Source organism: Polycladidibacter hongkongensis, from assembly GCF_001561995.1.
GTDB classification, from domain to species: domain Bacteria; phylum Pseudomonadota; class Alphaproteobacteria; order Rhizobiales; family Stappiaceae; genus Pseudovibrio; species Pseudovibrio hongkongensis.
In genome coordinates this window covers 209,707-233,951 of sequence record NZ_LLWC01000008.1, presented here as the reverse complement: position 1 = coordinate 233,951, position 24,245 = coordinate 209,707, and the positions used below count along the sequence as shown (strand labels likewise).

At 51.4% G+C, this 24,245-nt stretch carries 25 protein-coding genes; 11 read left to right on the top strand and 14 right to left on the bottom strand.

From position 1 onward, the window contains the following. Nucleotides 1–59: 59 nt before the first annotated feature. From cysK to mutS, 5 genes are all read right to left on the bottom strand, one after another. The gene (gene cysK / locus AYK82_RS02330; protein ID WP_068310927.1) at nt 60–1,022 is read right to left on the bottom strand and encodes a cysteine synthase A; all 963 of its coding nucleotides are present in this window, start codon (nt 1,020–1,022) and stop codon (nt 60–62) included. Nucleotides 1,023–1,297: 275 nt separating this feature from the next. Then, the gene (locus AYK82_RS02325; RefSeq protein ID WP_068310925.1) at nt 1,298–1,624 is read right to left on the bottom strand and encodes a hypothetical protein; all 327 of its coding nucleotides are present in this window, start codon (nt 1,622–1,624) and stop codon (nt 1,298–1,300) included. Nucleotide 1,625: 1 nt separating this feature from the next. Next, nucleotides 1,626–2,282 carry an HAD family hydrolase gene (locus AYK82_RS02320; protein WP_068310923.1) on the bottom strand — a complete coding sequence of 219 codons (657 nt, stop codon included), beginning with the start codon at nt 2,280–2,282 and terminating at the stop codon, nt 1,626–1,628. 23 nt (nt 2,283–2,305) lie between these two features. Then, nucleotides 2,306–2,758, bottom strand: coding sequence for a dUTP diphosphatase (dut, locus tag AYK82_RS02315; protein ID WP_068310920.1), 453 nt, complete (start codon nt 2,756–2,758; stop codon nt 2,306–2,308). 128 nt (nt 2,759–2,886) lie between these two features. After that, nucleotides 2,887–5,610 carry a DNA mismatch repair protein MutS gene (gene mutS / locus AYK82_RS02310; RefSeq protein ID WP_068311303.1) on the bottom strand — a complete coding sequence of 908 codons (2,724 nt, stop codon included), beginning with the start codon at nt 5,608–5,610 and terminating at the stop codon, nt 2,887–2,889. Nucleotides 5,611–5,765: 155 nt separating this feature from the next. On the opposite strand from mutS, the gene AYK82_RS02305 reads away from it, so the two are divergent. The 4 genes from AYK82_RS02305 to AYK82_RS02290 all read left to right on the top strand — a co-directional run bounded on the left by AYK82_RS02305 (nt 5,766) and on the right by AYK82_RS02290 (nt 10,749). Beyond that, nucleotides 5,766–8,042 carry an NADP-dependent malic enzyme gene (locus AYK82_RS02305; protein ID WP_068310917.1) on the top strand — a complete coding sequence of 759 codons (2,277 nt, stop codon included), beginning with the start codon at nt 5,766–5,768 and terminating at the stop codon, nt 8,040–8,042. Between the two features lie 179 nt (nt 8,043–8,221). After that, on the top strand, nt 8,222–8,878 hold the full coding sequence (locus tag AYK82_RS02300; protein ID WP_082733683.1) for a phosphoribosylanthranilate isomerase: 657 nt from the start codon (nt 8,222–8,224) through the stop codon (nt 8,876–8,878). Between the two features lie 10 nt (nt 8,879–8,888). Next, a complete protein-coding gene (gene trpB, locus AYK82_RS02295) occupies nt 8,889–10,103 on the top strand; it encodes a tryptophan synthase subunit beta (protein ID WP_068310911.1) in 1,215 nt (404 codons plus the stop codon). A 49-nt stretch (nt 10,104–10,152) separates the two neighbouring features. Beyond that, nucleotides 10,153–10,749, top strand: a complete 597-nt coding sequence (locus AYK82_RS02290; protein WP_068310908.1) for a glutathione S-transferase family protein — start codon at nt 10,153–10,155, stop codon at nt 10,747–10,749. On the opposite strand, the gene AYK82_RS02285 is transcribed toward AYK82_RS02290, so the two are convergent. Further along, a complete protein-coding gene (locus AYK82_RS02285) occupies nt 10,746–11,678 on the bottom strand; it encodes a methylated-DNA--[protein]-cysteine S-methyltransferase (protein WP_068310905.1) in 933 nt (310 codons plus the stop codon). The two genes, AYK82_RS02290 and AYK82_RS02285, sit on opposite strands and share 4 nt — an antisense overlap. An 87-nt stretch (nt 11,679–11,765) precedes the next feature. Then, nucleotides 11,766–12,314 (bottom strand): DUF2244 domain-containing protein, encoded by a 549-nt coding sequence (locus AYK82_RS02280; RefSeq protein ID WP_082733682.1) that lies wholly within the window; start codon nt 12,312–12,314, stop codon nt 11,766–11,768. A 50-nt stretch (nt 12,315–12,364) separates the two neighbouring features. Between AYK82_RS02280 and nth the strand changes: the two genes are divergently transcribed. Continuing rightward, nucleotides 12,365–13,063, top strand: coding sequence for an endonuclease III (gene nth / locus AYK82_RS02275; RefSeq protein ID WP_068310900.1), 699 nt, complete (start codon nt 12,365–12,367; stop codon nt 13,061–13,063). A 69-nt stretch (nt 13,064–13,132) separates the two neighbouring features. Here the strand turns inward: nth and irrA are convergent, their stop codons facing one another. After that, nucleotides 13,133–13,561 (bottom strand): iron response transcriptional regulator IrrA, encoded by a 429-nt coding sequence (irrA, locus tag AYK82_RS02270; RefSeq protein ID WP_068310898.1) that lies wholly within the window; start codon nt 13,559–13,561, stop codon nt 13,133–13,135. A gap of 389 nt (nt 13,562–13,950) precedes the next feature. On the opposite strand from irrA, the gene fabA reads away from it, so the two are divergent. The 3 genes from fabA (at nt 13,951) to fabI (ending at nt 16,668) form a co-directional block, all read left to right on the top strand. Further along, complete coding sequence (gene fabA, locus AYK82_RS02265; RefSeq protein WP_068310895.1) at nt 13,951–14,466, top strand: bifunctional 3-hydroxydecanoyl-ACP dehydratase/trans-2-decenoyl-ACP isomerase; 516 nt, start codon at nt 13,951–13,953, stop codon at nt 14,464–14,466. A gap of 110 nt (nt 14,467–14,576) precedes the next feature. Next, complete coding sequence (gene fabB / locus AYK82_RS02260) at nt 14,577–15,794, top strand: beta-ketoacyl-ACP synthase I (RefSeq protein ID WP_068310892.1); 1,218 nt, start codon at nt 14,577–14,579, stop codon at nt 15,792–15,794. 52 nt (nt 15,795–15,846) lie between these two features. Next, on the top strand, nt 15,847–16,668 hold the full coding sequence (gene fabI / locus AYK82_RS02255; protein WP_068310889.1) for an enoyl-ACP reductase FabI: 822 nt from the start codon (nt 15,847–15,849) through the stop codon (nt 16,666–16,668). 61 nt (nt 16,669–16,729) lie between these two features. On the opposite strand, the gene AYK82_RS02250 is transcribed toward fabI, so the two are convergent. Beyond that, entirely contained in the window at nt 16,730–17,272 is a 543-nt protein-coding gene (locus AYK82_RS02250; protein WP_068310886.1) for an SH3 domain-containing protein, read from the bottom strand. Nucleotides 17,273–17,519: 247 nt separating this feature from the next. On the opposite strand from AYK82_RS02250, the gene AYK82_RS02245 reads away from it, so the two are divergent. Continuing rightward, complete coding sequence (locus tag AYK82_RS02245) at nt 17,520–18,506, top strand: 2-hydroxyacid dehydrogenase (protein WP_068310884.1); 987 nt, start codon at nt 17,520–17,522, stop codon at nt 18,504–18,506. Between the two features lie 50 nt (nt 18,507–18,556). On the opposite strand, the gene dnaQ is transcribed toward AYK82_RS02245, so the two are convergent. The 5 genes from dnaQ to AYK82_RS02220 all read right to left on the bottom strand — a co-directional run bounded on the left by dnaQ (nt 18,557) and on the right by AYK82_RS02220 (nt 22,253). Beyond that, nucleotides 18,557–19,288 (bottom strand): DNA polymerase III subunit epsilon, encoded by a 732-nt coding sequence (gene dnaQ, locus AYK82_RS02240; protein WP_068310881.1) that lies wholly within the window; start codon nt 19,286–19,288, stop codon nt 18,557–18,559. Next, nucleotides 19,281–19,910, bottom strand: coding sequence for a dephospho-CoA kinase (gene coaE / locus AYK82_RS02235; protein WP_068310878.1), 630 nt, complete (start codon nt 19,908–19,910; stop codon nt 19,281–19,283). The genes dnaQ and coaE overlap by 8 nt, the downstream gene beginning before the upstream one ends. After that, nucleotides 19,907–20,743: a shikimate dehydrogenase gene (locus AYK82_RS02230; RefSeq protein ID WP_068310875.1), complete on the bottom strand. Its 837-nt coding sequence runs from the start codon at nt 20,741–20,743 to the stop codon at nt 19,907–19,909. The genes coaE and AYK82_RS02230 overlap by 4 nt, the downstream gene beginning before the upstream one ends. After that, nucleotides 20,740–21,339, bottom strand: a complete 600-nt coding sequence (locus AYK82_RS02225) for a Maf family protein (RefSeq protein WP_068310874.1) — start codon at nt 21,337–21,339, stop codon at nt 20,740–20,742. The genes AYK82_RS02230 and AYK82_RS02225 overlap by 4 nt, the downstream gene beginning before the upstream one ends. Before the next feature lie 65 nt (nt 21,340–21,404). Further along, entirely contained in the window at nt 21,405–22,253 is an 849-nt protein-coding gene (locus tag AYK82_RS02220) for a pyruvate, water dikinase regulatory protein (protein ID WP_082733681.1), read from the bottom strand. A gap of 426 nt (nt 22,254–22,679) precedes the next feature. Between AYK82_RS02220 and hemE the strand changes: the two genes are divergently transcribed. Both hemE and hemJ read left to right on the top strand, forming a co-directional pair. Continuing rightward, nucleotides 22,680–23,708, top strand: coding sequence for a uroporphyrinogen decarboxylase (gene hemE / locus AYK82_RS02215; protein ID WP_068310870.1), 1,029 nt, complete (start codon nt 22,680–22,682; stop codon nt 23,706–23,708). A 27-nt stretch (nt 23,709–23,735) separates the two neighbouring features. Continuing rightward, complete coding sequence (gene hemJ / locus AYK82_RS02210) at nt 23,736–24,167, top strand: protoporphyrinogen oxidase HemJ (RefSeq protein WP_068310868.1); 432 nt, start codon at nt 23,736–23,738, stop codon at nt 24,165–24,167. Nucleotides 24,168–24,245 lie beyond the last annotated feature (78 nt).

Sequence of the window (24,245 nt, the reverse complement as noted above, 5' to 3'; positions counted from 1 at the left end):
AACATGCAAAAGGGCGCTTGAAGCGCCCTTTTTCCGTTCAGCCTAGCAGTTATTTTATCTTAATCGTCAAGGCCTTCAAACAGCGCTGTTGAGAGGTAACGTTCAGCAAAGCTTGGAATAATCACGACGATGTTTTTACCGGCGTATTGCTCTTGTTTACCAAGCTCAAGAGCAGCTTTCAGGGCCGCACCAGAAGAAATACCGGTTGGAATACCTTCAGTTCGCGCTACTTCGCGTGCCAACGCAAATGCATCTTCGTTGCTCACTTGCGCAACTTCGTCATAGACGCCTGTATCCAACACATCGGGTACAAATCCTGCACCGATGCCCTGAATCTTGTGGGGGCCGGGGGCGCCACCAGAAAGGATTGGGGAAGCTTCCGGCTCAACTGCCAACACATGTAGGTCCGGTTTGCGCTGCTTCAGCACTTGGGAAACACCGGTTATCGTGCCGCCGGTGCCAATACCAGAAACAAATGCATCAACTTTACCTTCAGTGTCGGCCCAGATTTCCTCTGCGGTTGTGTTGCGATGAATCTCCGGATTGGCCGGGTTTTGGAACTGTTGAGGCATTACAGCGTTTTCGATTTCACCCAGCAGCTCTTCAGCGCGTGCAACCGCGCCTTTCATGCCTTTTGGCCCTTCGGTAAGCTCCAAATCCGCGCCAAGCAACTTCAGCATCTTACGGCGCTCGATAGACATGGTCTCAGGCATTACAAGGATAAGGCGGTAGCCTTTGGCAGCGGCTGCAAACGCCAGCGCGATACCAGTATTGCCGGAGGTTGGCTCTATGAGGGTCGTTTTTCCGGGCTTGATTTTTCCCTGGTTTTCCAAGGCATCGATCATAGCGACGCCAATACGATCTTTTACGCTGGCGATCGGATTAAAAAACTCGAGTTTTGCGAGGATGTTTGCTTTTGCACCATGTGCTTTTGCCAGTTTATCAAGGCGCACAAGCGGCGTGTTGCCGATGGTTTCAGTAATGGACGAATAGATTTTGCCGCGGCCAAATGTGCTGCTCATGTGGATGCTCCAAATGCATATGCTCGCCCAAGCGAGCCTAGTTGTAATTGACTATATGCTACGCATTAAACAGGTTCATCGCGAGGAACTGCGTTTTACGGCACTGTTTTTAATTAGTGCAGTATTCTATTTTTATCACATTTAGGAAAATGCATTCCAACAGCACCGCTTTGTAGGAACGAGTTGCTAGATTTGCGCTAGCGCCTATCAAAATTTAAACTATGGTTTTAACATCTTTGCCCATATGGAATAGCATTTCCTAACGCCATTTTTGATCAACTCGCTAAACCACCTTGCAAATGAGGGGTACGCTCTATTGAAACCACAGCGCCCAGGCTTTGTAGCTCGATCTCCCAAGCACACATGATGCTGTAGGTGTCACTGCCAATCGGCATTTCAGCTGCGAGCCATGGCGCTTGTTCAGAGGGGATAGGCCTTTCTCTCGCCGCGATAATCAGATGTTCCTCTTCTAAAAACCTCAAAACCAAAGCAGGGTCCTCTCCCAAGTCAATAATCCAAAGCTGATAGCTGCTTGCAACGCGATAGCGCTTGAAAAGGGACAACCAGCTCAAAACGCTATTAAAGTAATTTTTTGAAGCCATCCTAGACACCGAGAAGGGCTGGTAACTCGGACATATGTTCAAACGGAGTTGCCCCCATGGCTTTTACCTTTTCCGGCTCTGCCAGCGGATCGCCGCAATAGCCGAATACGCGCATTCCAGCTGCCAAACCTGCCTCAATCCCCGGAATGCTATCTTCGATAACAACTGCGTCTTTGGGCTCGGTGTTCATCCCCTTTGCGGCGTAGAGGAAAATATCCGGTGCTGGCTTGCCATCTTTGCAATCTTGAGCGGAAAACAAAACATCCTTAAACAGAGGTAGCAGACCGCTAGACCCAAGAGTCACATGCATTTTCTCATAGCGCCCTGAAGAGCCAACACAATAAGGTATGCCTTCATATTGAAGGTGAGAAATAACATCTCGCAGGCCGGGAATTGCAGGCACCCCTTTCCTGAATTCCTCAATATCAGCAGCGCGCACCATATCCGCCCAGTCTTCTGGCAATTTTTGACCAGAGAGCGCCTCAACTTCTCGCAGGCAACGCTCCATGGTTTTGCCAGTAAATGCGTGATGGCATTCCAGAGGTGACATATGCAAGCCAATTTGCACAAGCTGCTGCGACAACACCTTGTTCGCCACTGTTTCGGTATCAACCAAAACACCATCACAATCGAAAATCACCAGTTTTGGAGCAGTCATTGCACGTACCTTCTTTAGATAGGTTAGTTCACGCCGGAGGAGCCGAAGCCGCCGGCGCCGCGCTCGGTCTCATCAAGGGAAGAGACCTTGAGAATTTGCACCTGAACGACTGGGGAGATTAGTAATTGCGCAATGCGCATCCCGCGCTCGATCAAAAACGTTTCGCTGCCGAAATTAACAAGAATAACTTTAACTTCTCCTCGGTAATCCGCATCTATTGTGCCCGGCGTATTAAGCACGCTCACCCCATGTTTTGCGGCAAGACCGGAGCGAGGGCGGACCTGTCCCTCATAGCCGCTGGGGATTGCCATGGAGAGCCCCGTAGGAACCATCGCCCGCTGCATTGGCGCCAGCTCTAACGGCGCATCGATTGCCGCCCGCAGGTCCATTCCAGCTGCTTCTGCACTTTCATAGGCCGGGAGCGGTAAATCTGCGGCATGTGGCAAGCTTTTAATCTTCAGGGTTGGTGAAGTCATTGAAAATCCTGTGGTTCACGCAGCACTGCCTTCGCGCGCTAATGAATTATTAACCGTGTTTCACATGAAACAATTTGCTGTTTAGAGTCAAAGGGAAAGCAGGGGTTACTTGCTTTCCCTGATGTAGTTTATGCTCGGCTTCTTTGCTGTTTTAGCCCGTAAAGTGCCTCAAGCGCTTGTTTTGGAGTCATGTCGTCAGGGTCAAGCATATCAATTGCTTCGGCAAGGGCAGTCACTGCGGGATCTTGCGGAACTGACGCAGCTTGCTCCATTTGCTCGGGCTCAAGAGCGGCAAACAGCGGAAGATCATCAATACCGGTGGTTTTGCCTTTGGCCTGTTCTTCACTTTCCAGCACCTCAAGAATGGACTGGGCGCGGCTAACGACCTTTTTGGGAAGGCCCGCCAGTTTTGCCACTTGAATACCATAGGAGCGATCGGCCGCGCCTTTTATGATCTCGTGCAAGAAAACAACCTCGCCGTTCCACTCTTTTACCTTAACCGTTGCATTATCAAGGCGTTGCAGCTTCTGCGAGAGCGCGGTTATTTCATGATAGTGCGTCGCAAACAAAGCCCGCGAGCGATTAACCTCATGCAGGTGCTCAATAGCTGCCCAAGCAATGGAAAGGCCATCAAAGGTGGCTGTTCCGCGACCGATCTCATCGAGAATAACCAAGGAGCGCTCGGTAGCCTGATTCAAAATAGCAGCAGTCTCAACCATTTCTACCATGAAAGTGGAGCGGCCGCGTGCCAAGTCATCTGCTGCGCCAACGCGGGAGAACAGCCGGTCTACCACGCCGATATGTGCTTTTGCGGCAGGTACGTAGCTGCCCATTTGCGCGAGTACCGCGATTAGCGCATTCTGGCGCAAAAATGTTGATTTACCTGCCATGTTTGGGCCGGTGATTAGCCAAACTTGGCCAAGATCACCGCAAGGAAGTGGTCCAAGATCGGCGCTGTTGGCAACAAATGGTTCACCGGTTTTGCGCAGGGCTTGCTCAACAACCGGATGGCGTGCTGCTTCTACATTAAACGCGAGAGAATTATCCACTTGCGGGCGGGACAAGTTTTCTGCCTCGGCAAGCACTGCAAGCGACGTGGTGACATCAAGCAGGGCCAAAGCATCGGCCGCCGCTTTGATTTGCACGCCAGCTGCCTGAATTTGTCCGCTTAAGCGCTCGAATATCTCCAGCTCGATTGCCAGAGCCCGTTCACCGGCGCTCGCGATTTTGGATTCCAGATCCGCCAATTCAGTTGTTGTGAAACGCATCGCGCCGGCCATAGTCTGGCGGTGAATAAAGCGCTCTGGGTTATCTTTTAGCGGGTCGCACTGGGCGGTGGGCGCCTCCATAAACCAGCCTAATACGTTATTATGCTTGATCTTTAGCGAACGAATAGCCAGCTCTTCAGCCAAATCTGCCTGCATCTGCGCGATGACCTTGCGGCTTTGATCCCGCAGAGCCTTCAGCTCGTCAAGATCGCTGTTATAGCCTTGGGCGATAAAGCCGCCATCCCGCTTCAGCAGAGGGGCTTCTTCGGCAATGGCTTTGCCCAGCTCATCCGCTAAAGGATGTGGCGCCGCCTTCAGCGCCTCCAGTGCGCCGCTTAGCTCAGCGCCAATGGGGGGGGCTGACGCAATCAACCCTGCTATTTCACGGGCATTGGCTAGAGAGACAGCAATAGCCTGCATATCACGCGGACCGCCACGCCCCACAGTGAGCCGTGACAATGCGCGAGACATATCCGGCGCTTCTTTCAAGAGTTGGCGTACATCTCCTCGCAGCATGGTATCGGCTACGAAATAATCTAGTGATTGCAAACGGTTTTCGATTACAGCTGGATCCATCAATGGGCCAGAAACCCGGCTGGCCAACAAGCGGGATCCGGCACCAGTAACAGTCTTATCTATTGCAGCCAGCAAGGAGCCACGCCGCTCACCAGACAAAGTGCGGGTTAGCTCGAGATTGGCGCGTGTCGCCGCATCAATCAGCATTTGGCCGCTGCTAAATTCTTTGTGAGGCCGGTCTAGCGGCGGGCGTTCGCCTAGTTGGGTCTTGTCGATATATGCGATAATGCCAGCTGCGGCGGCTTGTTCTACACGAGAATAATTCGCGAAACCCTCAAGTGTTTTCACGCGGTAGAATTCTGCCAAGCGATCAGCCGCTGTCGCGCTATCGAAATAGGCCTTTGGAACAGGGGATACTGCGCAGCCAACCCCTTCGACTGTGGCCCGAATTTCGGTTTCTTGCAGAAGCCCATCAGCGATCACAATTTCGCTTGGCTCAATGCGTGCCAGATCCGCGGCCAACGCAACATCATCACTTTCTGCGGTGCGAAACGCGCCTGTCGACATATCGACCCAAGCAAGTCCATAGGTTTGATTTTGGCTAAGACTGCCAGCTTTCAAGCGTGCAACGGACAAGAGAAAGTTGTGGCGCCGTGCATCCAGAAGGCGCTCTTCTGTCAATGTACCGGGAGTGACAAGGCGCACCACATCACGGCGCACAACCGCTTTTGAACCGCGTTTTTTAGCCTCTGCCGGATCTTCGGTTTGTTCACACACGGCGACACGATGGCCCGCCGCAATCAATTTTTGCAGATAATCATCTGCCGCATGGACTGGAACACCGCACATAGGAATATCTTCGCCATTGTGCTTACCGCGCTTGGTCAGCGTAATACCTAGCGAGCGCGAGGCGATTTCCGCATCTTCAAAGAAAAGTTCGTAAAAGTCGCCCATGCGATAAAAAAGGAGACTATCCGGATTGGCGGTTTTAATTTCGATAAACTGCGCCATCATTGGCGTTAACTGTGGCTTCTTGGCGGAAGCTTTCTCTGCGGCAGGTGTCGTCATGGGCGCGACCTTAGCAAAACGTTCTGGGGCTTTCACCGGGGCGAACCCACATTGGTTCTTGAGCCACCGTTTTTCGGGGGATAAGCTCCCGTAATACATATCCCATAGATGGCGAGGGGCATAAGAGCGCAGCCTCGCCGCGAGAGTAGAATAAAATGACGGATAAAACCAAAAACGAGGGCCTTAGCCTGACAGACCAGGAAGCCCTTAGTTTTCACCAGCAAGGCAAGCCGGGAAAGCTTGAGGTTGTACCAACCAAGCCCATGACGACGCAGCGGGATTTGAGCCTTGCCTACTCTCCAGGTGTAGCTGCACCTGTGCGGGCAATCGCAGAAGATCCAAGCCGTGCCTACGACTATACTGCTCGAGGAAACATGGTTGCCGTGATCTCAAACGGGACAGCTATTCTCGGCCTCGGGAATCTTGGGGCGCTTGCCTCCAAGCCGGTCATGGAAGGGAAATCTGTCCTTTTCAAACGCTTTGCTGATGTTGATTCCATAGATTTGGAGGTGGATACCGCCGATGTTGATGCCTTTATCGATGCTGTGAAGCATCTTGGGCCTTCATTCGGCGGCATCAACCTTGAAGACATCAAGGCGCCGGATTGCTTTATCATTGAGCAGCGCCTGCGCGAGATTATGGATATTCCTGTATTCCATGATGACCAGCATGGCACTGCGATTATTGCCGCGGCGGGTTTGATTAATGCGCTGCACCTGACCGGACGTGATGTGAAGGACGTCAAGGTCGTTTGTAATGGCGCAGGAGCGGCGGGGATTGCCTGCATCGAACTTATCAAGGCCCTTGGCGTGCCGCATGAAAACGTGCTGCTGTGTGATACCAAAGGCGTGATCTATGAGGGCCGCGCCGAAGGTATGAACCAGTGGAAGAGCGCGCATGCTGTGCCGAGCGAGAAGCGCACGCTGCTGGAAGCATTAACCGACGCTGATGTGTTCCTTGGGGTATCCGTGAAGGGCGCATTGACCGCAGAAATGCTGCAGGCAATGGCGCCTAACCCGATTATCTTTGCTATGGCAAACCCTGATCCTGAGATTACACCGGAAGAAGCGCATGCCGTGCGTGATGATGCAATTGTGGCGACGGGGCGCTCGGACTATCCGAATCAGGTTAACAATGTACTTGGGTTTCCCTATATCTTCCGAGGTGCGCTGGATGTGCAAGCGACAACTATTAACGATGAAATGAAAGTCGCCTGCGCGCATGCTCTCGCCGCTTTGGCGCGCGAGGATGTGCCGGATGAAGTGGCCAACGCCTATCGCGGGACGCGGCCAAAGTTTGGGCCAGATTACATTATTCCGGTGCCGTTTGATCCACGATTGATCTACACAATTCCACCCGCAGTGGCCAAGGCGGCTATGGAAAGCGGCGTGGCGAAACGTCCGCTGATCGATATGGAAGCCTATGAGCTTCAACTAAAATCCCGTCGTGACCCTATCGCGGGGACCTTGCAGCGCGTTATCTCTAAAGTGCGACAAAACCCAAAGCGGATCGTATTTGCAGAAGGGGAAGAGGAGGCGGTGATCCGCGCCGCGGCAACTTTTGTTAACGAGGAGCTGGGTGAGGCTATTCTCGTTGGCCGAGAAGATGAGATCCGCGCGAACGCAACCTCTGCCGGAGTTGATATCAACCGGAGGGGCCTGCGTATTGAAAACGCCCGCGTTTCCAACAAGAACCAAGAGTATGCGGATTTTCTTTACACCCGCTTGCAGCGCAAGGGCTACTTGCTGCGCGATTGCCAGCGGCTGGTGAACAACGACCGCAACTACTGGGGCGCTATAATGGTGGCGCGCGGCGACGCAGATGGCTTGGTAACAGGTTTGACGCGCAACTACTCGGTTACTCTGGATGTTATCCGCGATTGTATTGATACGAAGCCGGGGCACCGGGTAATCGGCACCACTGTGGTGCTTTCGCGCGGACGTACTGTGCTGGTTGCTGATACGGCCGTGCATGAGTTGCCAAGTAGTGATGAGCTCGCCGATATCGCGACCGAAGCAGCTCATGTTGCCCGCCGTCTTGGCTATGAACCGCGTGTTGCTATGCTGGCCTATTCCACCTTTGGTCACCCAGCCGGTGAGCGGACAGAGCGCCTGCAAGAGGCTGTAAAAATCCTCGATAAGCGCCGGGCCGACTTTGAATATGATGGCGAGATGGGCGCGGATGTGGCGCTGAACATGGACAAGATGGCGTCCTATCCGTTTTGCCGACTGACTGGCCCCGCCAATGTGTTGGTGATGCCTGCGTTCCACTCTGCGGCAATTGCAACACATATGCTGCGGGAAATGGGAGGTTCGACGTTGATCGGACCGCTGCTGGTTGGGCTTGATCGCCCAGTGCAGATCGTACCGATGGGCGCAAAGGATAGCGATATCTTCAATATGGCTGTCCTTACAGCCTATAACATCAGCTAGGTACCGCCTTGCTTCCAAGAGGGTGTCTGCGATTACGCAGCACCCTTTTTCGTTTTCAAGCACTGATCCATTCTTGAGAAATGCTGGAGATCTTTTGCTGAAATCTTGCGGGTTTTGCCGTGACACATTTGCAAAACTCTGATCTATATAGGCCATTCGCGAATACTGGAGACGTCGGATTGTCGAGAATACCGGTTAAAATCTGCGGCCTGAAGGATGAGGCAATGATCGATGCGGCGCTGGAAGCGGGCGCGGAGATGATTGGTCTTGTTTTCTTTGCCAAGAGCCCACGCAGCGTTTCACTGGTAGAGGCAGCCCGCCTTGCAGACCACATGCGCGGTAAAACGCAGATCGTGGCGCTTTGTGTCGACATGCCGCTGGCTGATATGGAGCAAATGGTTGCTCAGGTGCAGCCGGACATTCTGCAATTACATGGCACAGAAAGCACCGAGACATGCGCGCAAGTGCGCGAACGTTTTTCTAGGCCAGTGATGAAAGCGCTGGGTGTTTCTTGCGCCGCAGACATTGAAGCAGCGTTTGCCTATGGTGATGTGATCGACCGGTTTTTATTCGATGCCAAGCCACCCAAAAACTCCGATATCCCCGGAGGAAATGGCATCCGCTTTGACTGGACACTGCTACGCGATACCAAGCTGCCTAAGCCCTATATGCTCTCTGGCGGTTTGGATGCCAGCAACGTGGCAGAGGCGCTGCGCGTTTCTGGTGCACCTGCTGTTGATGTTTCTTCTGGTGTGGAGAGTAGCCGCGGGGTGAAAGACCCTGCCAAGATTTCTGCGTTTTTGCGCGCGGTGCGCGGCGCACACATGCAAGACTAAAGGTAGAGTTATGAGCCAACAAGCCAACACCCTGCGTTCCGGGCCCGATCACCGTGGTTTTTTTGGTGATTTTGGCGGTCGTTTCGTTGCCGAAACACTGATGCCTTTGATCCTTGATCTGGAAAAAGCCTATTCCGATGCCAAAGCAGACCCTGCCTATGCATCGGAACTGACCAATCTCAACACCCATTACACCGGCCGACCGTCACCGCTATATTTAGCCGAGCGCCTTACCGAAGAGCTGGGCGGCGCAAAGGTTTACTTTAAGCGAGACGAACTGAACCACACTGGCTCGCACAAAATCAACAACTGTATTGGGCAGATCTTGCTCGCCAAGCGAATGGGTAAGACGCGCATCATTGCCGAAACCGGCGCTGGTCAGCACGGTGTGGCAACGGCGACTGTGTGTGCCCGGTTTGGCCTACCCTGCGTTGTTTACATGGGTGCAACCGATGTAGAGCGCCAAAAGCCAAACGTTTTTCGCATGAAGCTGCTAGGCGCGGAGATTGTGCCTGTCACTGCCGGTGCTGGCACGCTGAAAGACGCGATGAATGAAGCGCTGCGCGACTGGGTCACCAATGTCGACAACACTTACTACCTGATTGGCACCGCTGCGGGGCCGCACCCTTACCCTGAGATGGTGCGTGATTTCCAATCTGTCATTGGTGAGGAAACCAAAAAGCAGCTGATGGAAGCGGAAGGAAAACTGCCGGATGCCCTAGTTGCCGCAGTTGGGGGCGGCTCTAACGCCATTGGCTTGTTCCACCCGTTCCTCGATGATGACAGCGTGAAGATTTACGGAGTTGAGGCGGGCGGCAAGGGGCTGGATGGTGAAGAGCATTGTGCATCACTGAATGCTGGCAAATCCGGCGTCCTGCATGGCAATCGCACTTACTTGCTGCAAGATGACGATGGGCAAATCCTAGAGGGCCATTCCGTTTCTGCTGGACTGGATTATCCGGGAATTGGGCCTGAACACTCTTGGCTGAAGGATACGGGCCGCGTGACCTATGTGCCTGCAACGGATACCGAGGCATTGGACGCATTCCAGCTGCTTACCCGTGTTGAGGGCATTATTCCAGCGCTTGAACCAAGTCACGCCTTGGCACATGTCATGAAACTGGCACCACAGATGGACAAAGATCAGGTTATTGTGATGAACCTCTGTGGACGCGGGGATAAGGATGTGTTCACCGTGGGCAATTTACTGGGGTTTGATCTGTAAGTGTTGCAAGGCGAAGCGCGCAGCTTCGCCTTTTTGCTAGGGTTGTTTTGTGGTGCTCAAACTTTATAGCGCTGAGGGTTCTAACTGCTCGGAAAGGGTAGAATGGGTCTTGGTCTATAAAGGACTGAAGTGGGAGAGGATTGAGGTTACAGCCGAAGATTTGGCAGGGCCTTATCAGCAAAACATTAACCCATTTGGATTTGTTCCCATGCTGGACCATGATGGTTTTAGGCTAGCGGAATCCATAGCTATTATCGAATATCTTGAAGAGCTGCACCCTAACCCCGCCGTGCTTGGCAACACCATTACTGAGCGTGCGCGCATACGCGAGATTTGCTCGTTTGTCTCCACCACAATTCATAGCCCGCAAAACCGTAGTGTTTTGACATTTTTCAGGCCAGAGCTAGAGACGCAAGACAAAAAGCGCCTAAGGGCAGCGTGGATTGCTAAAACGCTTGGCACACTAGAGCCCATGCTTTGGCAGCACAGCGGCTTTTGCCAAGGGAGCAACTTCAGCCTCGCTGATATTTTCGTTGCGACGATCTACAAAAAACTGGTGCAGCATGGCGGCGACCCGTTACCCGCCTACGAAGAGCATCGGGAGTTTCTCTTCCAACAAAACATGACCGAAGCAAGCCGCAACTAGAACGGCAAAGCGCCTTGTTGTTGGATGCCCATGTCAAGCACACCGGCTATGCCCGCCTCCCAGCCGAGAATTGCCCGCTTGCGGGTCACGCCCCAGTGGTAACCACACATATTTCCAGATCGGCCGAGCACCCGGTGACAGGGCACAACGAATGACACCGGGTTTTTGCCAACGGCTGTGCCAACTGCACGTGATGCACCCGGCTTACCGAGACTTTTTGCGATATCGGAGTAGGTCGTTGCTTGGCCCATCGGAATTTTTAGCAGTTTCTCCCAGACGCGTATCTCAAAATCTGTGCCTATGAACACAACGCGCAACGGCGTTTCTTCCTGCCACTGCTCCCTATTGAAAATTCGGGCAACATAGGGGGCGCTTTGCTGAGGATTTTCTACAAAGGTGGCCGCGGGCCATCGCTTGCACATATCTTGCAAGGTCTCCTGCTCTTTGCCTGTGTCAGCAAACGCCAGCCCCGCTAGTCCACGCTCGGTGACCATCAACAGAACAACGCCAAACGGGCAAGGGTGGAAACCATAGGTTATGGTTAGACCTTCACCACGGCGGCGAAAATCACCGGGCGTCATAGCTTCGTGGGTAACAAAAAGATCGTGCAGGCGAGCAGGGCCAGACAGGCCGACATCATGCGCGGTGTCCAGAACAGTTTCCGCTTGTTGTAGCATTGCGCGCGCATGATCAAGTGTGATCGCTTGCAGAAATTGCTTTGGGGTGATGCCCGCCCAACGCGAAAACAAACGCTGCAGCTGGATTGGCTGTTGATCTACCTTGCGTGCAAGCTGTTCCAGCGATGGTTGCTCCCGCCAGTTTTCTGATATGTGTTGCAACGTTTGCTGCACCAGTTGATAGTCTTCAATCCGGCTTGGCTCCACCGGGGTGAAGCTGGTCGCGCCATGTTTTAATGCAGCAATAGGCATGCAGGCTCCTACGGGTAAATCTGCCCAAAATCTAGCAGCTTTTGCGGATCGGACGACCCGTTTTGCGAGGGGGCTGCGATTATGACGTTAAAAACCCGAGGCACCACCATTTCGTGCCTGATACAAGGCGGAGCGTAGCGCCACCGCCAACGACTGGCGCTCTTGCGGGCTAAGTACTTTTCCAATGACGACATGTCGGCGACCATGACGCAGCCAAAGAGCTGTAACCCCTTCTGCATCCTCCCATTTTTCTTCAACTCTTGCAAAGAAACTTGGCAGGTGGTGATAGCTCGCACGACCTCGGGCTGGAATTTGCGCGATGGTGACACCAACAAGTGTTACCTCTATCCACTCTCGATAGCTGGCTCGATATACATTAATTGCAAAGGCCGACCAAAGCGCAAGGCTAGGCAATACAGCGAAGCTCAACAAGAACCATACCCCCGTAACAACAGCATGCACAGCAATTGGAGCAGATAACAACAGTGTCAACAGGAGCGCTATACGGCGGCCTTGCCTGCTAGAGGATAGATTTGGGGTTACCAACGCAGAGAATATGGGCGTTTGCCCCGATAAATCAGGAAGAGCGCTTGAGCAATAAGATTGGGTTGGACTATTCTGGTTCCCATACTGCATAGCATGCTAGTGTATTCCCCAGGATATTAACAAAAGACCCCTATAAACCCATGGAAGCCCGCAAAGCCTCGACTGCCAAGCCAGCCAAACGCCCCATAAGCCGTTCACGCTATAGCAAAGCGGAAATTCACGCTATTTTTCAACGGTTTCATGAGGATAATCCAGAGCCGCATGGGGAGCTCGATCATAGTAACGAGTTTACCCTTTTGGTTGCAGTCGTGTTGTCAGCGCAGGCGACTGATGCAGGGGTAAACAAAGCCACGCGCAACTTGTTTGTTATTGCAGATAGTGCCCAAAAGATGGTGACGCTTGGCGAGGATCGGATCCGCGAGGAAATCCGTACAATCGGGCTATACAAAAACAAAGCAAAGAATGTCTACGCGCTCTCCAGAATTTTGGTGGAACGCTATAACGGCGTGGTGCCTCAAACTCGCGAAGAACTGGAAGCGCTGCCGGGGGTCGGGCGGAAGACAGCGAATGTGGTGCTCAATATTGCTTTTGGACAACCAACAATCGCGGTAGACACTCACTTATTCCGGATCGGCAACCGCCTTGGCCTTGCTCCGGGCAAAACGCCGCTAGACGTAGAATTGAAGCTAGAGAAGATCATTCCAAAGGAGTTTTTTCTGCACGCACACCATTGGCTGATTTTGCATGGGCGTTATATCTGCAAAGCGCGCAAGCCGGAATGCGGGAAGTGCATCATCGCAGACCTATGCAAATCTAAGGAAAAGGCTTTGCCTGTCTAATTTTACGAAAAACTGAAGCGCAAAACAAAAAAGCCCGCGAAAACCGCAGGCTTTTAAAAATCGATAGTTTTACGCGTCGATACGCTTTAACCGAACCACCACATCCACACGGGAAATGCGCATGCCCTCTGGCGGCTCTGGAAGATTATCCAGCGATACACCCGCGCCCGGAATGTCGATCACGCGGTTTTCATCCTCCAAAAAGAAGTGATGATGTTCTTCTGTGTTTGTATCGAAGTATGTTTTTGTGCCTTCAACAGCGACTTCGCGCAGGAGGCCAACTTCGGTAAACTGGTGCAACGTGTTGTAAACCGTCGCCAATGAGACGGGAACATTGGCAACAATCGCCTCTTCATGCAGGTTTTCCGCAGAAATATGACGGTTCCCTTTCGAGAAAAGGAGTTCGGCGAGCGCGACGCGCTGTCGTGTAGGACGTAGACCAGCGCCGCGTAACATCGCGGTTACATCTGGAAGACTGGAGTGGCAATGCATAGTCATGTTGAACCCACTGTCGAGTTTGTCAGGTTATCCGTCCGTGGCAACTTTACTTGTTCTAATATGAAGTTGCAGCACGAAAACGTACAGTGGACAATTTGGCTCACCCGCAAAAAAAGGGGGTGCACACCAAATCCACGCCTCATTGCCATTGAAACAGGAGGCTCACCTAACTAATTTTCATCGGTACATAATAGGAATAGTGTAAGATTAAAGCAACCTTGCACATTCTTGGGAAGTAAACTGCGCTTTTGTCCCCTTTCGGAGTGGCGGTGGCTGTGCTAGGAAGTGCGCGACAGAAAAGTACTAAAACCTAAGTTTTCGCTGCGTCCGGTGCATTTTTACCGAGATAATAGCGCATAAAAGAAAACTACAATTAATGCGGGAATAGAATGCAGAACAGGCGTTCCAGTTTCGATTACGAAGATCTCCTTGCTTGCGGTCGCGGCGAGTTGTTTGGCCAAGGTAATGCTCAATTGCCAGCCCCTCCAATGCTGATGTTTGATCGTATTACCGAGATTTCCGAGGATGGCGGCGAGAATGGTAAGGGCCATATTCGCGCCGAGCTGGATATTCGTGACGACCTTTGGTTCTTCGGCTGCCACTTTCCAGGCGATCCAGTAATGCCTGGGTGTCTCGGCCTTGATGCGCTGTGGCAGATGACGGGTTTCTTTCTTGGCTGGTTGGGCGAGCCCGGCCGTGGCCGCGCATTGTCAGTTGGTGAAATCAAATTCACCGGCATGGTGACGCCAAGCGTCAAGAAAGTCGAATATGGCGTTGATCTGAAGCGCGTTATGCGTTCGCGCCTCAAGCTGGGCATCGCTGATGGTTGGGTTAAGGCAGATGGTGAAACCATCTATGTTGCCAAAGACCTGCGTGTTGGTTTGTTTCAAGACGAAACAGAGTAAGCACAGCCATAGGCTATTAAAAACATAGGGGCTTTGGCCCCTGTTCTGTTGTAACTTGCCAAGCCGCGCCATCTGGCGCGGTCTTAGCATATTTCCACGGGAGTCTATTGATGAGACGAGTGGTTGTCACCGGTATGGGTATTGTTTCTTCCATCGGCAACAATGCTGATGAAGTTGAAACAAGCCTGCGCGAAGGTAAATCCGGCATTGTTGCTGCCAAAGATTACGCTGACCTTGGCTTTCGCTGTCAGGTGCATGGCGCGCCGACGCTAGATCCATTTGAGGCGCTTGGCCGCCGTACCACCCGCTTTATGGGGGCAGGATCTGCTTGGAACTACATTGCCATGGAGCAAGCAATTGAAGATGCTGGTCTAGCCGAAGATGTGGTAAGCAATGAGCGCACCGGCCTGATTATGGGTTCTGGCGGGCCTTCTACCAAAGCGATTGTTGAAGCTGCTGATATCACCCGTGAAAAAGGCCCTAAGCGCATTGGCCCAACTGCGGTGCCTAAAGCGATGAGCTCTACCAACTCTGCAACTTTGGCAACTCCTTTCAAAATTCATGGCGTAAACTATTCCATTTCCGCAGCTTGTGCGACCACCAACATTTGTATTGGTAACGCCTATGAGTTGATCCAATGGGGTAAGCAGGATGTTGTGTTTGCCGGTGGTGGTGAAGAGCTGGATTGGAGCCTTTCCAACCTGTTTGACGCGATGGGCGCAATGTCTTCCAAGTACAACGACACGCCTGAAAGCGCTTCTCGCCCCTATGACAAAAACCGTGATGGTTTTGTTATTGCAGGTGGTGCCGGTGTTCTGGTTTTGGAAGAGCTGGAGCACGCAAAGGCTCGTGGCGCGAAAATTTATGCGGAAATCGTTGGCTATGGCGCAACATCTGATGGGCACGACATGGTTGCGCCAAGTGGTGAAGGCGCGGCGCGCTGCATGAAGCTGGCGCTTAAAGACGTGGATTGCGAAGTTGACTACATCAATCCGCATGCCACCTCCACGCCTGTTGGCGATATCAAGGAGATCGAAGCAATTCGCGAAGTATTCGGCGATAAAGTTCCGTCGATCTCCGCGACTAAGGCTTTGACCGGGCACTCTTTGGGCGCTGCCGGCGTTCAAGAAGCAATTTACTCTCTGTTGATGATGAAGGGCGACTTCATTGCAGCTTCGGCTCACATTGAAGAAATTGACCCAGACTTTGCAGATATGCCGATTGTGCGTGAGCGCGTGGATAATGCAGGATTGAACTGCGTGCTTTCCAACGGATTTGGCTTTGGCGGTACAAATGCCTCTGTCGTATTCAAACGGTATGCTGACTAATCAATAGTTTTTGGAGCCGGCTTCGCCGGCTCTTTCATTTAAGGAGTTGTGCATGAACCAGTTGATGAAGGGAAAACGCGGCCTGATTATGGGTGTTGCCAACGATCACTCGATCGCTTGGAGCGTTGCAAAAGCCTTGGCCGATCAAGGCGCAGAGCTTGCGTTTACTTATCAAGGGGATGCATTTGGCCGCCGTGTAAAACCGCTTGCTGAAAGCGTTGGATCTGAGCTGTTGCTGCCCTGTGATGTGGAAGATATCGACAGTGTAGATGCAGTATTTGCTAAACTGAAAGAGCAGTGGGGGTCTATCGACTTTCTTGTTCACGCAATTGCTTTTTCTGACAAGAATGAGCTGAAGGGCAAGTTTGCTGATACTAGCCGCGCCAACTTTACGCGAACCATGCAGATTTCCTGCTTCTCGTTTGTTGAAGTTGCCAAGCGCGCGGCAGAGTTAATGACAAACGGCGGCTCTATGGTGACACTGACCTACGGCGGTGCCACCAGCGTAATGCCAAACTACAATGTGATGGGCGTTGCCAAAGCGGCTCTGGAAGCTTCTGTGCGTTATTTGGCTATGGACTATGGTGAGCAAGGCATTCGTGTAAATGCGCTCTCTGCGGGGCCCGTACGGACTCTGGCAGGCGCTGGTGTTTCCGATGCCCGGTTGATGTTCAACTATCAGCAGGTCAATTCACCGCTCAAGGAAACAGTGACCAGCGAGCAACTGGGGGGCTCTGGCCTCTATTTGCTTTCTGATCTTTCTGGCGGAGTTACTGGCGAAGTGCATTTTGTAGATTCTGGCTACAACATTGTTTCTATGCCGCGGCTGGAGGAGTTGAAAGCAATCGACAAACTGAAGCGCTCCGCTGAATAGCCAGACTGAGTTTTTTAGTTGAAACTCCATTAAAAACGCCGACCCATGGGTCGGCGTTTTTTTATTCAAACTCTTCGTCGTTGTAGACGCCAAAGAGGCGCTCTTGATCTATCCAACCCTCAAAATCTTTACCAGAAATGCGGCAGTAGCCATCTTTACACTCAAGGACACCAGCCAGCACATAAGGCTCTAGATAAGCCACAATCGGCTCATTCGGACCAGGGCGGCGACGGAGCGGGGTTTTCGCCGGCGCGTCTTCCCATGGTGTTACGAGTGCCGAGCGATAGCCTGTCAGCAAAGTTTTAAAAACCCAACCTGATTTGCCTTCCCAATCTCGGATTTTGTACCAGTTGTCATATTCTTGTGTGATCTCGACAGGCAGGCGCACTTTTACGAACGTCCAGACAATGCTGTGATCCATGCCCGGGCCACCACGCACATTAACCTTGTCAGATTTCAAGCTTACAAAGCGGGGAACCGGAAAGCCGCTTGAGCCGATTTTTTTTGTTTGTGCTATCGCCTGTAGTGGAGATAGAACCACAGCACCAGCAAGAAGCACTGCGCTGACAAGCTGTGTCAGCTTTAGTCTAAAGAGTTTAGGCATTGTTGCACCGAAATCTTCCAAATCCGTCGGAAACTGGTAGAGTTTTAATCCCTATCATTTTTTTTCTAAGTTAGGGAGCCTTGAATATGGCTGCTAGTGTAAACAGCTCGATTTTACAAGACTTGTTTTAGCTGTTCCATCTGCTAATGAAACAGGAGCAGCGCAATCCCTTACGGATTCATCATGCGCATGCTTGGGTTGGCGAGGGCTTGCATAGTCCTCAAGCGATTTGCAAAAGGCGGGGACGATGCCCAAAAAGAAGCCCGTGGTTGTTGTGACAAGAAAACTGCCTGAAGCTGTTGAAACGCGGATGCGCGAACTTTTCGACACTCGGTTGAATGAACACGACAAGCCGTTTAGTCAGGCAGAACTTGTGGAAGCGGTGAAAACCGCAGACGTGTTAGTGCCTACTGTGACTGACCGGATCGACAGCTCGATATTGACTCAAGCTGGCCCGAACCTGAAGCTAATCGCCAACTACGGAAATGGCGTCGATAGCATCGATGTCGCTACCGCAAATAATCGTGGTATCACCGTTACCAATACCGCAGGTGTTATGACCGAGGATACAGCGGACATGACAATGGCGCTGATCCTCTCTGTTCCCCGTCGCCTTGCCGAGGGTATCAAAAAAATTGAAGACGGCGAGTGGGCAGGCTGGTCGCCACAGTGGATGCTTGGCCGCCGAATTTGGGGCAAACGCCTTGGCATAATTGGCATGGGCCGTATCGGGCAAGCCGTCGCCCGCCGGGCAAAGGCCTTTGGCATGTCCATTCATTATCATAATCGCATACGTGAGCCGCTAGAGCTGGAAGAGGAGCTGGAAGCTACCTTTTGGGAAAGCCTAGATCAGATGTTGGCACGGATGGATGTGGTTTCTATCCATTGTCCTTATACACCTGCCACTTACCATTTGCTTTCAGCCCGTCGCTTGAAGCTCATGAAGCCTGACGCTTACATTGTTAACACCGCGCGTGGCGAGATCGTTGATGAGAATGCTCTTATACGCCAGATCGAAGCCGGTGAGCTGGCAGGAGCAGGGCTGGACGTATTTGAGTATGAGCCAGCGGTGAATGAGCGACTGGTGAAAAACGAGAATATTGTGCTGCTGCCCCATATGGGCTCCGCCACCATTGAAGGGCGAATTGATATGGGGGAGAAGGTTATTATCAACATTAAGGCATTCATGGACGGTCATCGTCCACCTGATCGAGTTTTACCTTCAATGCTTTGAGGCGAGAAAACGAGAGCTTTATGGGCTGACTAAGCGCCAGCCTTTTCGTTTCAAGAGGTCTCTTCGCCTGTTTTGAGTTCTTCGATGTATTTGGCCCAAAGGGGCTCGCTTTTCATACCTTTTATAAAGGCGATATGCGCTTCCGCTTCTGCTGCGCTTAGACGGGAAGGGAGCGGACTTGGCCGTTGTATCGCTGGTTTGCGCTGAAAAGAGCCACCTTCACCAGAAAGACCGCCATCTGTATCATCATCACCGAGGATGAGGGCTTTTTGCTTGCCGCCATTTAACTCTAGATAGACCTCTGCAAGCAATTCCGCATCAAGCAGAGCGCCGTGTTTGGTGCGCTTGGAGTTATCGATACCGAAGCGATTACAAAGCGCATCAAGTGAAGCAGAACCGGTTGGAAACTTCCGACGCGCCATTTTCAGCGTGTCGAGAACTTGAGTATTGGGGATAGGCGACTTGCCTATTCGGCCCAACTCCATATTGATAAAACCCATATCAAACGGCGCATTATGGATGACCAAGCGGCCATCACCTACGAAGTCCAGAAAGTCTTGCGCGACTTCGGCGAACTTTGGTTTGTCGCGGAGAAATTCCTCTGACAAGCCGTGAACGCGATAAGCCTCTTCCGGCATATCTCGCTCTGGATTTATGTAGACATGATAGACACGGCCTGTGGGCACAAAATTGATCAGCTCGACACCACCGATTTCAACCAATCGGTCACCATCCAAAGGGTTCAGGCCGGTTGTTTCGGTATCGAAAGAAATTTCACGCATTGCTGTTCCGCTGTTTTTTATCGGCTTGCTCTACAGGAGCATAGCCCCCCAGAGCCCTAACAATAGCATAGACTTGCGAGCGCGCATCAGCCAGAGATCGCGATGTATCGACAATAAAGTGCGCTTTTGCCCGCTTTTGTGCATCGGGCATTTGTTTTGCAAGAATTGCTGCAAATTTATCGGGGCTCATGTGAGGCCGTGCGAGCACGCGTTGTTTCTGTAGCTCTGGTGGCGAGGAAACAACGACAACTGCACTTAAGGCGCGTGGCTGAGGCTTATCCAGCAACAGGGGGATATCAAGTACGGCAAAGGCGTGCCCTTGCCTGCGTGCATTTTCCAAAAATGCCAGTTCCTTGGCTTGTACGAGTGGGTGAACAATCGCCTCTAGCCGCGCCAGTGCGGCGGCATCTCCCAGCACGTATTTAGCAAGCACCTGCCTATCTATTTTTCCCTCAACCAGTGCTTCTGGGAAGACTTGTGCGACCGGGGCAACCGCCTCATCTGCATAGATTTGGTGAACAGCAGCGTCCGCATCATAAACTGCGGCACCAGTTTCTTTAAACAAGCCGGCGGTGGTTGATTTTCCCATCCCGATTGAGCCGGTTAGGCCAAGTACCTTCATCCTTCAAGATCCATGGATTTAATGGTCTGCTGGCGAAGTTCTTCCGTTACCTCGGGCATTTGCCCAAACCATTTCGCAAAACCAACGGTTGCCTGATGCAACAGCATTCCAAGGCCATCGACTACCGGATTGCCACGCTCTATTGCGGTTTTGAGCAAGTCCGTCATGAGAGGGGTGTAGACGATGTCTGTCACTACAGCTTTTTTCGACAGCTTATCCAACGCGATATCGAGCTTTGGCTGTCCTTTCATACCAAGCGCGGTAGTGTTAACCAGCAAGTCGGCTCCTTCTAAATCTGTCGACCGGTTTTCCCATGGCTGTGCAGAAACATTTCCTCCGAAATAGTCCGCTAAAACCTTAGACTTTTCGAAGGTCCGATTGCAGATGTGGATATTGTTGAAGCCGCGCTGCTGTAGCGCCCATATGATCGCTCTTGCGGCGCCACCTGCACCAAGAACGACTGCTTTATTCACATTGTTATCCCAACCGGGGCAACCTTGATCAAGATTGCCAAGAAAGCCGAGGCCGTCGGTATTGGATCCACACAGAACGCCGTCTTCATCTAGCCAAAGAGTATTCACTGCACCAATCGCTTTCGCGGCATCGTCAAGGTGCTGTGCAGCTTCAAAGGCAATTTCCTTATTGGGAATGGTAACATTACAGCCATCCAAGCCATTGTCTTTTAGGCTCTGGTAGAAGTCCATCGCAGTGCTTGGCGAAACCTCGACCCGACCGTATTCTCCCTCAAGACCAAGTTGTTTTAACCAATAGCTATGAATTTCCGGAGATTTTGAGTGACTAACCGGATGTCCGGTTATGGCTGCTTTTTTCATGGGATCAGTCTTTTTTGTTCGCGGAAGAAATGAAGAAGCGGAAGAAGTGGCAGGCCAAGGATTGTAAAATAGTCGCCCTCGATCCGTTCAAACAGCTGAATACCCAGCCCTTCGAGCTGATATGCACCGACGCTGGAAAGGATCCGGTCTCCTGCAGTGGCTAGATACCAATCCAGAAATGTTTCGCTTAACTCTCGCACATGCAAATGCGCGCTTGATGTTGTAGCAAACAAGACCTGATCGCCTTGCGCAACTGCGACAGAAGAATGCAGCGCGTGAGGTTTTCCAGAAAAATCCAGAAGGCGCGCACGCGCTTCGGCCATTGATTTGGCTTTGTTGAGGCGCCCGTTTTCAAAAGCCAGCACCTGATCTGCCCCAACTACCAAGGCCTCAGGATGTTGCTTGGCTACAGCCAAGGCTTTGGCATTGGCAAGTTCTAGCGCGATGTCTTCAGGCGAGGCACCATTTTCGGCTAAAGGTTTTTCAATGGCGCGCTCGTCCAAATCCGCAGGAATGGCTGTAAACTCTAGGCCGGCATTTTTGAGCAAATCACCTCTGATTTTGCTCGTGCTTGCGAGAATGAGGGATGCTGTCATATACCTGTATTCCTGTTGGTTGCGCTTTGTCGTTCTGGCAGTTGTTCACTGGAAAAGGGCAAAAATCAAGGGAGGGGCGAGAGGCCACGCTCAATCCGCGTTTTCCGCATGACCTCGATTATTTCGGTTGCGGATTCCTCTATGGATTTCCTTGTTACATCTATCATAGTCCACCCGTTTTCCTTACAAAGGCGCTTGCACATCGCGATCTCCTGAGCAATGAGCTTTCGATCCACATAGCGTTCGTTTCGCTCGCCAGGTGACGCGCTTAAAATGCGGTTTTGCCGAATATCGCGAATGCGCTCAGCAGAGGCCAATAGGCCAACAACAACCGGATTTCTTAGCCTTTTTAGTGATCTTGGTGGATCAATATCAGGAACAAGAGGCACATTTGCCGCCTTGAAGCCACGATTTGCCAGATAGATACAAGTCGGGGTTTTTGATGTTCGACTAATGCCAACCAAAACGACATCCGCTTCTTCTAAATCATCGGCGAGCTGACCATCATCATGCATCATGGTGTAGTTCAATGCTTCCATTCGCTGGAAGTAGTGATCATCTAAAACATATTGCCCACCGACACGCCAAGTTGCCCGGACATTGAGATAGGATTTCAAGGTTTGGTGAACGGGATCAAGAATGTTGACGCAGGGAACCTGAATATGCTTACAGGCTTTTTCCAATCTCTGCGCAAATGTACTTTCTACCAATGTGTAGAGGACAATACCCGGTGCTGCCTCGATATCTGCAATAACCTTCTCCAATTGCCGATCTTGCCTGATGAGCGGATAAACATGCTCCACCGGCGCAATGTTTGAGTATTGCGCGGTCGTTGCACGTGCAACGGTCATCAATGTTTCGCCTGTTGAATCGGAAACCATGTGTAAATTGAAATAGTTAGATTCATTTCCCATGAAACTATCCTCAGGTTGTTACGGCGCATGGGAGAAACTGGGATATTCGGCAAGCGTCGCGTTTTTACTCCCCGAATTTCGAAATCCATCAACAGAAGTGTTTTTATTGAACATTGCTCGTGAAACGATTGGGAAAACCGGGATTACACATTTCATTCTTAAGGTATTCACAGGCTAGCAAAGACACAATTCAAATTTGGGCACAGCCGCGAAAAATTTTAAGTATCTGAAATACCGTATCTTTTGAAACGTTATCGACTCCTGTTGATGCATTCTTACCAGAGTCCTAACGATCTTTTCCCGTGAAAGATTATTCTTGGGTAGATTGTGCGTTATGAAGGATCCCTGTAATCCACTCCCTAATAGAAAAAACAAATTCCTCTAACGAGGATTCTATTAAAGCGAACAGGGGAAAAGGCGAGCGCTATGCAATCAAACGAACGTGCCGTTATGCGTGTACTAAACGGCGAAAAACTCGAACGCCCTCCAATCTGGATGATGCGACAAGCGGGTAGGTACTTGCCCGAGTATCGCGCAGAGCGCGCAAAATCGCCAAATTTCCTCGATTTTTGCTACAACACAGATCTAGCCACTGAAGTTACACTTCAACCGATCCGCCGCTATGGCTTTGATGCAGCCATTCTTTTTTCAGATATATTCGTCGTCCCAGATGCGCTGGGGTATCCAGTTCGCTTTGAAGAAGGGCGTGGACCTGTTCTGGAACCTCTTTCAAATGAAGTGGTCGGCAGGCTTGATCAGGCAAAAGTGGAAGGCCATTTAGAGCCAGTTATCGCAACTGTGAAACGATTGCGGGCAGAGCTTCCAGATGAAACGACTTTACTGGGCTTTTGCGGGGCCCCCTGGACAGTTGCTTGCTATTCGGTAGCAGGACATACCACTCAGGATCAAACGGCGGCCAGGATCGGCTCCTATAGCGATCCAGCGTTGTTGCAAGCGTTTATTGATGAGTTGGTGGAAGCCTCCATTTCATATCTTGTGAACCAGATTGATGCCGGTGCGGATGCTCTGCAGATTTTTGATACGTGGGCAGGGGTGCTAGACGATATCGGTTTCAAGCTCTGGTGCCTGGAACCGACACGAAAAGTTGTTGCCGGTGTAAAGGCGCTACGTCCTGACGCTAAAATAATTGGCTTCCCAAAAGCCTCTTCCTCGCGGCTAGAGCTTTATGTAAGAGAAACTGGAGTTGATGCGGTTGGTCTTGACTGGACCGTGCCTGCAGAAGTTGCGCAGAAAATCCAGCAGATTGTACCAGTTCAGGGGAATATGGATCCTATGCGCCTTGTCGCCGGTGGCACTGCCCTAGAAGAAGGTATCGATTATTGTCTCGATATTTTTTCTAAGGGACCGCATATTTTTAATCTGGGTCATGGTGTTGTGCCGCAAACCTCGCCAGAACATGTAGCGCAGATGGTTAAACGCGTAAAAGGGTTGTAACTCGTTAGATTAGAAAAGGGCGAGCGAATGGAAGACGTATATAGCTGGGTTAAATACCTACACATTATTTCTGTTATCGCGTGGATGGCAGGGCTATTCTACATTCCTCGCCTTTTTGTCTATCACACAAGTGCTGAAATAGGTTCAGACAAGAGTGAAACTTTTAAAATCATGGAACGCAGATTGTACAAGGCGATCATTAGCCCTGCTATGGTTTCCTCCTATGTTTTCGGGTTATGGACCGCCTATGAACTTGACGCGTTTTTAGACCCTTGGTTTCATGCAAAGATGCTTTTTGTTGTGGCCCTAACCGGTTATCAGGGCTTTATTGCTCGGTATCTCCGCGATTTTGCAAATGATGCAAACAAACATAGCGAACGGTTTTACCGGATCTTTAACGAGGTCCCGACGCTGCTCATGCTCTTCATTGTCTATTTTGTAATATTCAAACCTTTTTAAGTTTAAAAATTTTTCATTTATTTCAAAAATCAAAACTGTAACGCAGTGAATTTGGGCTTGCCCTTCGCCGCGTGAGGG

Bases quoted from the DNA above. Each gene is read 5' to 3' on its own strand.
- cysK (WP_068310927.1), bottom strand. From the start codon at position 1,022: ATGAGCAGCACATTTGGCCGCGGCAAAATCTATTCGTCCATTACTGAA.
- AYK82_RS02325 (WP_068310925.1), bottom strand. From the start codon at position 1,624: ATGGCTTCAAAAAATTACTTTAATAGCGTTTTGAGCTGGTTGTCCCTT.
- AYK82_RS02320 (WP_068310923.1), bottom strand. From the start codon at position 2,282: ATGACTGCTCCAAAACTGGTGATTTTCGATTGTGATGGTGTTTTGGTT.
- dut (WP_068310920.1), bottom strand. From the start codon at position 2,758: ATGACTTCACCAACCCTGAAGATTAAAAGCTTGCCACATGCCGCAGAT.
- mutS (WP_068311303.1), bottom strand. From the start codon at position 5,610: ATGACGACACCTGCCGCAGAGAAAGCTTCCGCCAAGAAGCCACAGTTA.
- AYK82_RS02305 (WP_068310917.1), top strand. From the start codon at position 5,766: ATGACGGATAAAACCAAAAACGAGGGCCTTAGCCTGACAGACCAGGAA.
- trpB (WP_068310911.1), top strand. From the start codon at position 8,889: ATGAGCCAACAAGCCAACACCCTGCGTTCCGGGCCCGATCACCGTGGT.
- AYK82_RS02285 (WP_068310905.1), bottom strand. From the start codon at position 11,678: ATGCCTATTGCTGCATTAAAACATGGCGCGACCAGCTTCACCCCGGTG.
- AYK82_RS02280 (WP_082733682.1), bottom strand. From the start codon at position 12,314: ATGCAGTATGGGAACCAGAATAGTCCAACCCAATCTTATTGCTCAAGC.
- nth (WP_068310900.1), top strand. From the start codon at position 12,365: ATGGAAGCCCGCAAAGCCTCGACTGCCAAGCCAGCCAAACGCCCCATA.
- irrA (WP_068310898.1), bottom strand. From the start codon at position 13,561: ATGACTATGCATTGCCACTCCAGTCTTCCAGATGTAACCGCGATGTTA.
- fabA (WP_068310895.1), top strand. From the start codon at position 13,951: ATGCAGAACAGGCGTTCCAGTTTCGATTACGAAGATCTCCTTGCTTGC.
- fabB (WP_068310892.1), top strand. From the start codon at position 14,577: ATGAGACGAGTGGTTGTCACCGGTATGGGTATTGTTTCTTCCATCGGC.
- fabI (WP_068310889.1), top strand. From the start codon at position 15,847: ATGAACCAGTTGATGAAGGGAAAACGCGGCCTGATTATGGGTGTTGCC.
- AYK82_RS02250 (WP_068310886.1), bottom strand. From the start codon at position 17,272: ATGCCTAAACTCTTTAGACTAAAGCTGACACAGCTTGTCAGCGCAGTG.
- AYK82_RS02245 (WP_068310884.1), top strand. From the start codon at position 17,520: ATGCCCAAAAAGAAGCCCGTGGTTGTTGTGACAAGAAAACTGCCTGAA.
- dnaQ (WP_068310881.1), bottom strand. From the start codon at position 19,288: ATGCGTGAAATTTCTTTCGATACCGAAACAACCGGCCTGAACCCTTTG.
- coaE (WP_068310878.1), bottom strand. From the start codon at position 19,910: ATGAAGGTACTTGGCCTAACCGGCTCAATCGGGATGGGAAAATCAACC.
- AYK82_RS02230 (WP_068310875.1), bottom strand. From the start codon at position 20,743: ATGAAAAAAGCAGCCATAACCGGACATCCGGTTAGTCACTCAAAATCT.
- AYK82_RS02225 (WP_068310874.1), bottom strand. From the start codon at position 21,339: ATGACAGCATCCCTCATTCTCGCAAGCACGAGCAAAATCAGAGGTGAT.
- AYK82_RS02220 (WP_082733681.1), bottom strand. From the start codon at position 22,253: ATGGGAAATGAATCTAACTATTTCAATTTACACATGGTTTCCGATTCA.
- hemE (WP_068310870.1), top strand. From the start codon at position 22,680: ATGCAATCAAACGAACGTGCCGTTATGCGTGTACTAAACGGCGAAAAA.
- hemJ (WP_068310868.1), top strand. From the start codon at position 23,736: ATGGAAGACGTATATAGCTGGGTTAAATACCTACACATTATTTCTGTT.